The organism is Xanthomonas sp. LF06-19 (genome assembly GCF_034105425.1).
In the GTDB taxonomy this organism is placed as follows: domain Bacteria; phylum Pseudomonadota; class Gammaproteobacteria; order Xanthomonadales; family Xanthomonadaceae; genus Xanthomonas_A; species Xanthomonas_A sontii.
The window spans coordinates 134,219-146,948 of sequence record NZ_JAXGGH010000003.1 but is presented as its reverse complement, the minus strand read 5'-3'; the positions used below and the strand labels follow the sequence as shown (position 1 = coordinate 146,948).

Sequence of the window (12,730 nt, the reverse complement as noted above, 5' to 3'; positions counted from 1 at the left end):
GCGGCGCGACAAGCGGTGCCGGGATCGCAACGATGCACGAGAGGAGGATGGCATGAACGCTTGCCCTGGCCTGCGCATGCGTGCGCTGGCACTGCTGCTGGCACTGAGCTGGATGCCCGAGGCCGGCGCGGTGTCGTTCGATTGCAGCAAGGCAACCACGGCGGTGGAGCGACTGTTGTGCACGGACAAGCGGTTGGACGCCACGGAGGAATGGCTGGCCCTGCGCTATGCGGCGCTGCGCGACGTGGTCCCCGCGGCGCAGCGGCCTGGCGTGCGCAACGCGCAGCGCGACTGGCTGGCGCAGCGCCAGAGCTGCCTGGCCGAGACCGATCCGGGGGCCTGCCTGAAACAGCGGATGGAGGCGCGGGTACGCGCGCTGGACGCCGAGTTCGCGCCGCAGGCGGCGCGCTTCGACCGCATCGTCGCCAGCATTCCCACCACGCCTGCCGCGGCGGCGGCGCAGCTGCGCGCCTACGATGGTGGTCTGGCCTCGGCCTGGCTGGTGTACCTGCATCGCTTCGTGCCGGCGGCCGGGGTGGCGGCGGCCGAAGCGCGTGCCCGGTTCGCGTCCGCTAGCACCGCCCTGCGGCAGCAGGACGGGGTATCCGCCGGGCTGCTCGACACGTCCGAGCCGAGCAGCCGACAGGCCGGGGAAGCGCGCGACCTGACCCTGTTGCGGCTATGGATCGAACGCAGCGGCTATACGCCGGATGCGGCCACGCAGCCGAATCCGCGCCCCTACGTGCATTGTTTCGTGTTCGCCGCGCAGGGCGAGGCCGCCTACGACGCCATGGGCCCGCTGTATGGCTCCAGCCGCGATCTTTCCGCGCCGATCTGCCGGCCGTTGCCCGGCCTGTTCGATCAACCCGCATGGATGCGCTTGCAGCAGGCATTCGGCAGCCTGGTGGATCGCGTCTCCGACGACGCGGGCACCATGCGCTACGCGGATTTCGCCGCATGGCGGGTGCTGTCGCTGCAGGCCACGGTGTCGCCGCTGCTATTGCTGAAACAACCCAAGGGCGCCGAGCCGCCCGGCGATCCGGCCGCCGCCATCGCCGCGTGGCACGATGCGAGCGTGTGGCCGCAGGCCGATCGCAAGGCGGCACTGGCGGCCTTGCAGCCGGCGCGCGCTGCTGCGGCGCAATGGATGATCGCGCACAAGGCGATGCCGGCGGCGCAGGCCGACCGCGTCGCGGCGGCGCTGGTCGCAGCCTGGGTCGGTGCGCGCATCGCCTTTGCCGAAGGCCCGCAGGGGTAATGGTCGCGTACGCGGCGCTGGTGGGGCGCTGGCGCCTCGCGCAAGGCGTGCATCTAGGCTGAACGCTGGCCGTCCCGCGCTGGAACCGGTGCGCATCGCGGCGGTCACACCTCCATTGTCCGATGGAGATGTGCATCCCATGCAGTCGCGTCCTTCGTTCTGGCCGTGGATCCTGGTCGCCGTGCTGGTGGCCGCCGCTGCGGCATGGTTGTTCCGCGCCAACATCGCCGCGCTGTGGCCCGCCGCTGCGCCCGCACCTGCCGCGGTCGCGCCGCCGCCCGCCGCGGCCGCGCCGACAACGCCTGACGCGCCTGCCGCGGCGGCAACGCCGCCGCCGATCCAGCACCCGATCGATGCCGCGGAAGCCGCCGACGCGGCGATTCCGGCGCTGGCCGCCAGCGACGATGCGGCCTGGTCTGCACTGAGCGCGCTGGCCGGCGGCGACGCACCGCTGGCGCTGCTGCTGCGCGACCACCTGATCCAGCGCCTGGTGACCATGGTCGACAACCTGACCCAGCGCCGCGTCACGGCACGCTCCCTGGCGCTCAAGCAGGTGCCGGGCGAGCTGCAGGTGAGCACCGATGCCAGCGGTGCCAGCGTCATTGCCGACGCCAACGCACAGCGTTATGCGCCCTACGTGGAGGCGTTCACCCGGGCCGATCCGGGCACGGCGGTGGCGGCCTATCGCCGCTTCTATCCGCTGTTCCAGCAGGCTTATGTGGAGTTGGGCTATCCACAGGGCTACTTCAACGATCGCTTGGTGCAGGTGATCGACCACCTGCTGCAGACCCCGACGCCGACCGCGCCGCTGGCGGTGGAGGTCGACCCGGTGCGCGGCAAGTACCGCTTCGTGGATCCGGCGCTGGAATCGCTGTCGATCGGTCAGAAGGCGCTGCTGCGCATGGGTCCGACCCAGGCCGCCGCGGTCAAGGCGCAATTGCGTGCGGTGCGCGAAGCCCTGACGCGGACCTGAGCCAGACGCGAGGCGCGTGCCGCGTCATGCGGGCTTTTTGTTTTTGGCAGGAGCGGCCCGAGGCCACCTCGAGCCGCTCATGCGGGAAAGCGCCTATGGCCACGCCTGAAGCGCCCTTGTGGGAGGGACTTCAGTCCCGACGCGCTACACCATAGATCACCACGGCATGACGGCGGTCTTTCAACGGACGTGGCAGGCCGACGCCGGACGTCCAGCCTCGCTCAGCCATCCAATTCCGGGTAATGACGGAAGATGCCGTTCTCGTTGAACGGCAGGCGCCGCGGCGAGGCCAGGTAGGCGGCGATGCCCGGGCGCTCGCACACGCGCTGCTGCAGCGCGCGCAGCCGCGGCAGCTTCGGCGAGAGTTTTTTCATCGCCTGCGGGAAGGCGTAGTCCAGCCCACTCATCAGCTGGAACAGCGACAGGTCCACGTAGGAATGCTCGCGCAGCACGTGGCGCCCGCCGCCCTGGTCCAGCACCTGTTCGAAATAGCCAAGGAACTTCGGCAGCCGCTGCTTGCGCAGGTCTTCGGCGCGCCGCCGCGCTTCGGCCTTCTGATCCTCGTAGTACAGCGCGCTGGCGATGGGATGGTGGCTGTCGTGGACCTCGGCAACCAGGTCGGCGATGGTCAACTGCAATTGCAGCGCCTGCAGCCGCCGCGATTCGCTGTCCGGCACCAGGCCCAGCGGCGGGCCGAGGTAGTGCAGGATGTTGGCGACCTGGGCGATCACCAGCCGGCCGGCCTTGAGGAACGGCGGCGCGAACGGGCGTGCGCCGGCATGGGCGCCGTCGAGGAAGGGCTGCAGCGCCGCATCGCCCTGCTCGCGCGCTACGTCGCGATAGCCGGCGCCGGCATCCTCCAGCGCCAGCCGCACGAACTCGCCGCGGCCCTGGATGCCGGTCCAGTAGTAGAGCTCGTAGTGCATGGCGGGGCCTGTGCGTGGGGACGGGAGCGCCGAGGGTAGCCGCCGTTGCGGTAGCGGCGTGTGACTGTCTGGTACCGGAGTGCGGCGGACGTCACGTCGCGTCGCCGCCGTCCCGCGAGGTGTATACAGACGTCGCGGACGGCCTTGAAACAGGGGCGAACAGCCGCATTTTGCTGGCATGCCGGCACGGCCGGCCCTTTCCTTCAGAGGACTTCCCGATGCGGATGGACAAGCTCACCTCGCGCTTCCAGCAGGCCCTGGCCGACGCGCAGTCGCTGGCCGTGGGCCGCGACCACACCATCATCGAACCGGTGCACGTGTTCGTGGCGCTGCTCGACCAGGCCGGCAGCAGCACCCGGCCGTTGCTGGCCCAGGCCGGCGTCAACGTGCCGGTGCTGCGCGAGCGGCTCGGCGAAGCGCTGGAGAAGCTGCCCAAGGTCAGCGGCCAGCCCGGCAACGTGTCGATGGGCAACGACCTCAGTCGCCTGCTCAACCAGACCGACAAGCTGGCGCAGCAGCACAACGACCAGTTCATCGCCAGCGAGTGGTTCGTGCTGGCCGCGGCCGACGACGGCGGCCCGTTGGGCCTGGCGCTGCGCGCGGCCGGCGCCGACAAGAAGAAGCTCGAGGCCGCCATCGACAAGCTGCGCGGCGGCGAGACCGTGCAATCGGAAAACGCCGAGGAACAGCGCCAGGCGCTGGAGAAGTACACCATCGACCTCACCGCGCGCGCCGAGAGCGGCAAGCTCGATCCGGTGATCGGCCGCGACGAGGAAATCCGCCGCACCGTGCAGGTGCTGCAGCGGCGTACCAAGAACAACCCGGTGCTGATCGGCGAGCCCGGCGTCGGCAAGACCGCCATCGTCGAGGGCCTGGCCCAGCGCATCGTCAACGGCGAAGTGCCTGAAGGCCTGCGCGGCAAGCGCGTGCTGTCGCTGGACATGGGCGCGCTGATCGCCGGTGCCAAGTTTCGCGGCGAGTTCGAGGAGCGGCTCAAGGGCGTGCTCAACGATCTGTCCAAGAACGAGGGCCAGATCATCCTGTTCATCGACGAACTGCACACCATGGTCGGCGCCGGCAAGGCCGATGGCGCCATGGACGCGGGCAACATGCTCAAGCCGGCGCTGGCGCGCGGCGAACTGCACTGCATCGGCGCCACCACCCTGGACGAGTACCGCAAGTACATCGAGAAGGACGCGGCGCTGGAGCGGCGCTTCCAGAAGGTGTTCGTCGGCGAGCCGAGCGTGGAGGACACCATCGCCATCCTGCGCGGGCTCAAGGAGCGCTACGCGGTGCACCATGGCGTGGAGATCACCGACCCGGCGATCGTCGCCGCGGCGACGTTGTCCAACCGCTACATCACCGACCGCCAGTTGCCGGACAAGGCCATCGACCTGATGGACGAGGCGGCCAGCCGCATCCGCATGGAGATCGACTCCAAGCCGGAGGAACTGGACCGCCTGGAGCGGCGCCTGATCCAGCTCAAGATCCAGCGCGAGATGCTGAAGAAGGAGAAGGACGAGGCCTCGCGGCAGCGCCTGGCCGACCTGGAGAGCGACATCGACAAGCTCGAGCGCGAGTTCTCCGATCTGGACGAGGTGTGGAAGTCGGAGAAGGCGGCGCTGCAGGGCGCGACCAAGATCAAGGAGCAGATCGAGCAGGCCCGTGTGGAACTGGAGGCGGCGCAGCGGCGCCAGGACTACGCCAAGATGAGCGAGATCCAGTACGGCCTGCTGCCGAATCTGGAGAAGCAGCTGGCCGCGGCCAACGAAGCCGAACAGCACGACTTCAAGCTGGTGCAGGACCGCGTCACCGCCGAGGAGATCGCCGAGGTGGTGTCGCGCTGGACCGGTATCCCGGTCAACAAGATGCTCGAGGGCGAGCGCGACAAGCTGCTGCGCATGGAGGACGAACTGCACCAGCGCGTGGTCGGCCAGGAAGAGGCGATCAAGGTGGTGTCCGACGCGGTGCGCCGCTCGCGCGCCGGCCTGTCCGATCCGAACCGGCCCAGCGGCTCGTTCCTGTTCCTGGGCCCCACCGGCGTCGGCAAGACCGAGCTGTGCAAGGCGCTGGCCGAGTTCCTGTTCGACAGCAGCGACGCGATGATCCGCATCGACATGAGCGAGTTCATGGAGAAGCACTCGGTGGCGCGGCTGATCGGTGCGCCTCCGGGCTATGTCGGCTATGAGGAAGGCGGCTACCTGACGGAGGCGGTGCGGCGTCGGCCGTATTCGCTGATCCTGCTCGACGAAGTCGAGAAGGCGCACAGCGACGTGTTCAACATCCTGCTGCAGGTGCTCGACGACGGCCGCCTCACCGATGGCCAGGGGCGCACCGTGGACTTCCGCAACACCGTCATCGTGATGACCTCCAACCTGGGTTCGCATCAGATCCAGGAGCTGAGCGGCGACGGCAGCGCCGAGGCCTACACGCAGATGAAGGCGGCGGTGATGGGCGTGGTGCAGGCGCATTTCCGCCCGGAGTTCATCAACCGCCTGGACGACATCGTGGTGTTCCATCCGCTGGACAAGGCGCAGATCAAGTCGATCGCGCGCATCCAACTGCATGGTCTGGAGAAGCGCCTGGCCGAGCGCGGGCTGAAGATCGAGTTGGGCGACCGCGCGCTGGAGCTGCTCGGCAACGTCGGCTTCGACCCGGTGTACGGTGCGCGCCCGCTGAAGCGTGCGATCCAGGCGCAACTGGAGAACCCGCTGGCGCAGCAGATCCTGTCCGGGCAGTTTGTCAGCGGCGACACCATCAAGGTCGAGGCCGAGGGCGGCAAGCTGGTGTTCGAGAAGGCCTGATGGGTTCCATCGCGCAGGCGCGTTCCGCTGTGTCGGCGGCGCGCGCCCTGCTGGTGGACATGGACGGAGTGCTGCGGCTGTGGCCCGACGACGATGCGGCGCTGGAGCGCGCGCACGGCGTGCCGCCGGGCAGTCTGCGCGCGGTGGCATTCGCGCCGGCGCTGCTGGAGCTGGCGATTCGCGGTGCGACGCTCGATGCGCAATGGCGGGCCGAGGTGGCCGCGCGCCTCGCCGCGCTCGCGCACGGGGCCGACGTTGCGGCCTTGGTCGACGCCTGGTCCGCGCCGACGGCGGCGCGGCTCAACCCGCCGGTGCTGGCGCTGCTGCGTCAGGTGCGCCAGCGCATGCCCGTGGTGCTGCTGAGCAACGCCACCTCGCGCCTGTCGCACGACCTGCAGGCGCTCGGCATCGCCGACGCGTTCGATGCGGTGGTGAATTCCAGCGAGGTCGGTGCGATCAAACCCGAGCCGGCGATCTTCCTGCATGCACTGGCGCGGCTCGGCGTAAAGGCGGACGCGGCCTTGATCGTCGACGATGCGACGATCAACGTCGATGCTGCGTGCGCCTTGGGCCTGCGTGCCGAGGGCTATGTCGATGCCGAGGCGTTGCGTGCCTGGCTGTTGGCCCATCGCGCGCTGCATGCCGCGACGGATCGGCGCGCCAAGGTCGGCGTTCCCTCCGGCAGCAGTGCGTGCGCCTATTTCTTCAGGGACAACGTGATGCCTGCCAAGCAGGCCGCCTCGGGGTGGGCGCGTTGCGCTACGAACTTGCCTTGCAGCGAGGCGCTCACGGCAAGGTTGTCGCGCTGGAAACTGGCGCCGACGCCAAAGTCGGTGGCGGCGTATTGCGGGGGCGGCGGCTCCACAGCGAAATACTCTTTCGAGAATCCGGCGGCGGCCAGCCTGTCGGCCAGTTGCCCGAGCCGCAGCGGGCAGGCGTCGCCCATGTCGCGATAGCGGTAGCCGAGTCCGCTGCCCGCGGCCGCGGGCGCATCCTCCTTGGAACTGATGGAAAGCGAGAGCGAGACCTGGTCGGGCAAGTACTTCGCTTCGACTTCTTGCGTGAACGCCATGCCGGCGGCGTCGACGGAAGCAGTGAAGACGTTGCCGACCGGTGGCGGCGGCGAGGGATTCCACGGTTCGGCATACGGCGGCGGCAGCATGCCGGGGAAAAAATCCAGGTCGAACCGATCGCAGAGATGGCGCAACGTCAACGTCGCCTCGTCGCCAGCGATCACCGCGTCGAGCACGTCGAGGTAGCGTTGCATCATGACGCGCGCGGGCACGCTGGAATCCTGTTCGGGATCGGCGAGATAGCGCTGGTGCTGCGCCTCGCAGGTGTAGGGCTGGCTCCACTGTTCCATCGCATAGAACGGCGGCGGCGCGGCCCGCGCGAACGCTGGCAGGGCGAAGAGCAGCAGCAGGATCGAGCGGATGGCGGCGCGTTGCATCGGGTGAGCATCCCGGCGGGCTGGCCGGCCCATCATACCGGGTGCCCGCGCGCCGTCCGCGCCGGGTGGGCTGACAACCCGGCGTCATGGCCTCATAACCGCGGGTTTGCATTCGCTGCCACGCAGGGCGCTATCGTCTCGGCTCCTCTTGCCGAGATCCGTCCATGTCCGACCCGAACTGGAAGCTGGAAACCATCGCCGTGCACGGCGGCTACCGTCCCGATCCGACCACCCGCGCGGTGGCGGTGCCGATCTACCAGACCGTGGCCTATGCCTTCGACGACACCCAGCACGGCGCCGACCTGTTCGACCTGAAAGTGCAGGGCAACATCTACAGCCGCATCATGAACCCCACCACCGACGTGCTGGAGCAGCGCATCGCCGCGCTGGAAGGCGGCATCGGCGCGCTGGCGGTGGCCTCCGGACAGGCGGCGGTGACCTATGCCATCCAGACCATCGCCGAGGCCGGCGACAATATCGTCTCCTCCAGCGCGCTGTACGGCGGCACCTACAACCTGTTCGCGCATACGCTGCCGCTGTCCGGCATCCAGACCCGCTTCGCCGACTACCGCGATCCCGGCGCCTTCGCCGGACTGATCGACGAGCGCACCAAGGCCATCTTCGTCGAGTCGATCGGCAATCCGCGCGGCAACGTCACCGACCTGGAAGCGGTGGCCGCCATCGCCCACGCGCATGGCGTGCCGCTGATCGTCGACAACACCGTGCCCACGCCGTACCTGCTGCGGCCGTTCGACTTCGGCGCCGACATCGTGGTGCATTCGCTGACCAAGTACCTGGGCGGCCACGGCACCAGCCTGGGCGGGGCGATCGTCGATTCCGGGCGCTTCCCGTGGGCAACGCACGCGCAGCGCTTTCGCCGCCTCAACGAGCCGGACGTGAGCTACCACGGCGTGGTCTACACCGAGGCGCTGGGCGAGGCCGCCTACATCGGCCGTGCGCGGGTGGTGCCGCTGCGCAACACCGGTGCGGCGCTGTCGCCGTTCAACGCGTTCCAGATCCTGCAGGGCATCGAGACGTTGCCGCTGCGCATGGACCGGATCAACCAGAACACGCTGGCGCTGGCGCGGCACCTGCAGGGCGAGGCCAAGGTGGAGTGGGTCAACTACGCCGGCCTGCCGGACCATCCCGAGCACGCGCTGGCGCAGAAGTACCTGCGCGGCCACGGCTCCGGCGTGCTGACCTTCGGCCTGCGCGGCGGCCGCGCCGCCGGCGCGCGCTTCCTCGATGCGCTGCAACTGTTCACCCGCCTGGTCAACATCGGCGACGCCAAGTCGCTGGCCACGCATCCGGCGTCCACCACGCATCGCCAGCTCTCGCCCGAGGAGTTGCAGCGCAGCGGCGTCAGCGAGGATACGGTGCGGCTGTCGGTGGGCATCGAGCACATCGACGACCTGCTCGCCGACCTGCAGCAGGCGCTGGCGCAGGCCTGAGCCACGCCGCGGGCTGCACGCGTGCTCAGCGGAAGAACTGGCTCGGCGGCTGCCCGAACTGGCGCTTGAACATGGCGGTGAACGCGCTGGGGCTGTCGTAGCCCAGCTCCACCGCCACGTCGATGATGCGGTCGCCGGCGGCCAGCCTTTCCAGCCCGCGCAGCAGGCGCAGTTGCTGGCGCCACTGGCCGAAGCGCATCCTCAGTTCACGCTGGCACAGGCGCTGGATGGTCTTGACGTCCACGCCTAGCTGCGCGGCCCAGGCGTGCAGCGTGGTGGGAGCGGCCGGGTCGGCGTCGAGCGCGGCGCCGATGCGCAGCAGGCGCGGATCGCGCGGCTGCGGCAGGTACAGCGGCAGCGCCGGCAGGGCATGCAGTTCGTCCAGGATCAGCCGCATCAGCCGCCCGTCGCGCGAGTCGGCGGCGTGGTCCCAGGGGATTTCCGCGGCGCTGCGGATCAGTGCTTCCAGCAGCGGCTCCATCGCCATCACCGTCGGCGTGTCTGGCATGCCGGCGATGGCGGCGGGGCGGATGTACAGGCTGCGCATGCGCAGGACGCCGATCCAGCGCACGCTGTGCTCGGTGCCGGCGGGGATCCACAGCGCGCGCGTGCTCGGCACCACCCAGTGGCCCTGGCCCGAGCGCACCACCATCAGGCCGGAGACCGCGTAGATCAACTGATGACGCGCATGCCGGTGCGGGGCGATGGCGCTGTCGGGCGGGTAGTCGACGGCCTTGCACACCACGTCGGCGGGCGCGTCGTCCGCATTGCGGCCGGCGCGCGGCACCAGCATGTCCTTTTTGCGATGGTTGCTGGGCATGTCGCGCAAGAAGGTCGGGGCAGGGCAGCCTACCATGCACGCACTCCCGGCAATGCCTGTCCCGCCATGTTCACGCTGCGTCCTGCCGCGCCCGCTGCTGCCTCTCCCGCCGCTCCCGTCGCCCCGCGCAAGGTCGCGTCCGGCGTTCTGGCGGCGATCACCTCCTCGCACCTGATCAACGACATGATGCAGTCGCTGATCCTGGCGCTGTATCCGGTGCTGAAGGGCCAGTTCCAGCTCAGCTTCGCCCAGGTCGGCCTGATCACCCTGACCTACCAGATCACCGCCTCGCTGTTCCAGCCTCTGATCGGGTTGCGCACCGATCGCCGGCCGGCGCCGTACTCGCTGCCGATCGGCATGAGTTCCACGTTGTGCGGCCTGTTGCTGCTGGCCTACGCGCCGAGCTTCGGCATGGTGCTGCTGGCGGCGGCCTTGGTCGGGATCGGCTCGGCGATCTTCCATCCCGAATCCTCGCGCATCGCGCGGCTGGCCTCGGGCGGCCGCCATGGTCTGGCCCAGTCGGTGTTCCAGGTCGGCGGCAATACCGGCACCGCGCTGGGGCCGCTGATCGCCGCAGCGGTGATCGTGCCCAACGGCCGCCACAGCGTGGCCTGGTTCGGCGCCGCGGCGTTGCTCGGCATCGCCCTGCTGTCCTACGTCGGGCGCTGGTACGCGCTGCACCTGCAGGCCGCGCGCGCGACGCCGCGGCCGGTCGCCGCGGTGCCGGCGCTGCCGCGGGCCACGGTGGTGCGCATCGTCGGCATCCTGCTGCTGCTGATCTTCTCCAAGTACTTCTACATCGCCGGGCTGAGCAGCTACTACACGTTCTACCTGATCCAGCGCTTCGGCATCTCGGTGCAGAGTGCGCAGCTGCACCTGTTCGCGTTCCTGTTGGCCTCGGCATTGGGCACGCTGATCGGCGGCCCGGTCGGCGACCGCATCGGCCGCAAGCCGGTGATCTGGGTGTCGATCCTGGGCGTGGCGCCGTTCGCGCTGGCGCTGCCGCATGTGGGCCTGCATGCGGCCACCGCGTTGACCGTGCTGATCGGCTTCGTGTTGTCCTCGGCGTTCTCGGCGATCCTGGTGTACGCGCAGGAAATGATGCCCGGACGCATCGGCACCATCTCCGGGCTGTTCTTCGGCTTCGCCTTCGGCATGGGCGGGCTGGGCGCGGCGGTGCTGGGGCTGCTCGCCGACCATCGCGGCATCGTCTTCGTGTACCAGGTGATGTCGTTCCTGCCGCTGCTGGGCATCGTCGCTGCGCTGCTGCCGAGCCGGCGACCCGACGCCGTCGCGACGCACTAGCACGACCGCGCGTGGCCGGCATCGGCCGGCGCGGACAGCTTGGCGAAAGCCAGCGGCCGCATGCTGTCGCGCCGGCCGTCGCGCCTCCATCGCCGTCTTCGCATGCCTGTCATCGCCCTGGTCTCGTCCGTTGCCCACGCCTGGTCCACGCTGGTCGACCTGGTCGCCAGCCATGCGGTGGCGCCGCTGCTGGCGGCGCTGCACCTGACCGGGCTCAGCGACGATCCGCACGACATCGCCGCCTCGTTGCTGGTGGCGGCCCTGCAGCTGTCCATCATCGGCGTGCTGTTCCGGCCGCTGGAGAGCCTGTGGCCGGCCGAGCGCTGGGAACATCGGCGGCTGGCGCGGATCGACTTCCACTACACCTGGCTGATGTTGATCGGGGTGTTCCCGCTGTTCTCGTTCCTGATCCTGACCCCGGTGGTCAACGCGCTGGGCGGCGCCGACCCCAACGCCGCGGCGGCGCCGGAGACCGGCCTGCGCCATGCCTGGCCGTGGCTGGACCGGCATCCGCTGGCGCTGTTCGCGCTGTACTACCTGGCCTACGACTTCACCTACTACTGGATGCACCGGGTGCAGCACTGGATGCCGTGGTGGTGGGCGATGCACAGCATGCACCACAGCCAGCGCCAGCTCAGCTGCTGGGCCAACGACCGCAGCAACTACCTGGACGGCATGCTGCAGTCGTTCGTGCTGGCCGCGGTGGGCATCGCCTTCGGCATCGAGGCCGACGAGTTCGCCTGGCTGATGCTGCTCGGCGAGCTGGTGCAGAACCTGTCGCATGCCAACACCCGGTTCGGCTTCGGTCCGGTGCTCGACAAGATCCTGGTCGATCCGCCGTTCCACCGCTTGCATCACATGCGCGTGGACCCGGAGCGGCCGGGGCTGCACAACTGCAACTTCGGCCAGGTGTTCGCGTTCTGGGACGTGCTGTTCGGCACGGCGCTGTACGGCGAGCCGGTGCGGCCGACCGGCGTGGGCGATCCGATGGTGGACCGCGACAACGAGCTGGGCCTGGTGGCGCTGCAGTGGGAAGGGCTCAAGCGCTTCTGGGGGGCGGTGCGACGCCGCTCGGGATGGACGCCGGGCGAAGTGGCGTTCGGCGAGGACTATGCGCCGATTCCGGTGGATCATGCGGGTTTGCCGTTGAGTGGCGGGGATTCGGGAGTGGGGAGTCGGGATTCGTAGGAGCCGTGGCGGTGGCAATGCGGTTGTTGCCGGTCTCGCTGGCTGTCCTACCCTCACCCCAACCCCTTTCCCGGTGGGAGAGGGGCTCAGCTTTTCCCTTCTCCCTCTGGGAGAAGGTTCCCCAAAGGGGCGGATGAGGGTACGGGCGCAGCCTCGTGCACCTAGACATCGCGAGACGCTACGCGACGTACCCTCACCCCAACCCCTCTTCCGGGGGGAGAGGGGCTAGTCGGCTCACTGCTTCTTCAGACAACCGCTCATGAAGGTCTTGCGGGCGTCGCCCTGCAGTTTCTGCGTCGCGGCTTGCGCGTTGCAGTCCTTCATCCGCTGCTGGGAGGCGTTGCCCGCCGCCGGCGCGGTGCCGCCGCTGAGGCAGGCCTTTTGCGCGCTCTTGTACTCATCGCCTTTCTTGCCCTTGTTCTGGGCCGAGCACTTGGCCATCAGGGTCTGTTGTGCGGTCTGCGGCTTGGTCGCGGCGGTGGCCAGCAGTGGGGCGGCGGTGAAGCTCAGCAGCAGACAGGTGGCGGCGAAGCGGGCGGAACGGGTCATGGCGGC

Annotated in this window: 10 protein-coding genes; 7 read left to right on the top strand and 3 right to left on the bottom strand. The window is 69.3% G+C overall.

Going from position 1 to position 12,730, the window contains the following annotated elements:
* Positions 1 to 52 precede the first annotated feature (52 nt).
* Together SLW55_RS07665 and SLW55_RS07660 are read left to right on the top strand one after the other, a co-directional pair.
* Positions 53 to 1,258, top strand: coding sequence for a lysozyme inhibitor LprI family protein (locus SLW55_RS07665; RefSeq protein WP_043091764.1), 1,206 nt, complete (start codon positions 53 to 55; stop codon positions 1,256 to 1,258).
* Between the two features lie 139 nt (positions 1,259 to 1,397).
* Positions 1,398 to 2,231 (top strand): DUF3014 domain-containing protein, encoded by an 834-nt coding sequence (locus SLW55_RS07660; protein ID WP_295923787.1) that lies wholly within the window; start codon positions 1,398 to 1,400, stop codon positions 2,229 to 2,231.
* A gap of 221 nt (positions 2,232 to 2,452) precedes the next feature.
* On the opposite strand, the gene SLW55_RS07655 is transcribed toward SLW55_RS07660, so the two are convergent.
* Positions 2,453 to 3,157 carry a glutathione S-transferase gene (locus SLW55_RS07655; RefSeq protein ID WP_043091767.1) on the bottom strand — a complete coding sequence of 235 codons (705 nt, stop codon included), beginning with the start codon at positions 3,155 to 3,157 and terminating at the stop codon, positions 2,453 to 2,455.
* A gap of 218 nt (positions 3,158 to 3,375) precedes the next feature.
* Between SLW55_RS07655 and clpB the strand changes: the two genes are divergently transcribed.
* From clpB to SLW55_RS07640, 3 genes are all read left to right on the top strand, one after another.
* Positions 3,376 to 5,961, top strand: a complete 2,586-nt coding sequence (gene clpB, locus SLW55_RS07650; protein ID WP_320744905.1) for an ATP-dependent chaperone ClpB — start codon at positions 3,376 to 3,378, stop codon at positions 5,959 to 5,961.
* The gene (locus SLW55_RS07645; RefSeq protein ID WP_320744904.1) at positions 5,961 to 6,917 is read left to right on the top strand and encodes an HAD-IA family hydrolase; all 957 of its coding nucleotides are present in this window, start codon (positions 5,961 to 5,963) and stop codon (positions 6,915 to 6,917) included. The genes clpB and SLW55_RS07645 overlap by 1 nt, the downstream gene beginning before the upstream one ends.
* Positions 6,918 to 7,575: 658 nt before the next feature.
* The gene (locus SLW55_RS07640) at positions 7,576 to 8,862 is read left to right on the top strand and encodes an O-acetylhomoserine aminocarboxypropyltransferase/cysteine synthase family protein (protein WP_017914322.1); all 1,287 of its coding nucleotides are present in this window, start codon (positions 7,576 to 7,578) and stop codon (positions 8,860 to 8,862) included.
* 25 nt (positions 8,863 to 8,887) lie between these two features.
* On the opposite strand, the gene SLW55_RS07635 is transcribed toward SLW55_RS07640, so the two are convergent.
* Complete coding sequence (locus SLW55_RS07635) at positions 8,888 to 9,655, bottom strand: helix-turn-helix transcriptional regulator (RefSeq protein WP_320744903.1); 768 nt, start codon at positions 9,653 to 9,655, stop codon at positions 8,888 to 8,890.
* A gap of 93 nt (positions 9,656 to 9,748) precedes the next feature.
* Here SLW55_RS07635 and SLW55_RS07630 point away from each other — a divergent pair, with 93 nt between their 5' ends.
* Both SLW55_RS07630 and SLW55_RS07625 read left to right on the top strand, forming a co-directional pair.
* Positions 9,749 to 10,987, top strand: a complete 1,239-nt coding sequence (locus SLW55_RS07630; protein ID WP_320744902.1) for an MFS transporter — start codon at positions 9,749 to 9,751, stop codon at positions 10,985 to 10,987.
* A gap of 102 nt (positions 10,988 to 11,089) precedes the next feature.
* Complete coding sequence (locus SLW55_RS07625; protein WP_320744901.1) at positions 11,090 to 12,175, top strand: sterol desaturase family protein; 1,086 nt, start codon at positions 11,090 to 11,092, stop codon at positions 12,173 to 12,175.
* A gap of 234 nt (positions 12,176 to 12,409) precedes the next feature.
* On the opposite strand, the gene SLW55_RS07620 is transcribed toward SLW55_RS07625, so the two are convergent.
* Positions 12,410 to 12,724 carry a PsiF family protein gene (locus tag SLW55_RS07620; protein WP_017910801.1) on the bottom strand — a complete coding sequence of 105 codons (315 nt, stop codon included), beginning with the start codon at positions 12,722 to 12,724 and terminating at the stop codon, positions 12,410 to 12,412.
* Between the last annotated feature and the right edge of the window lie 6 nt (positions 12,725 to 12,730).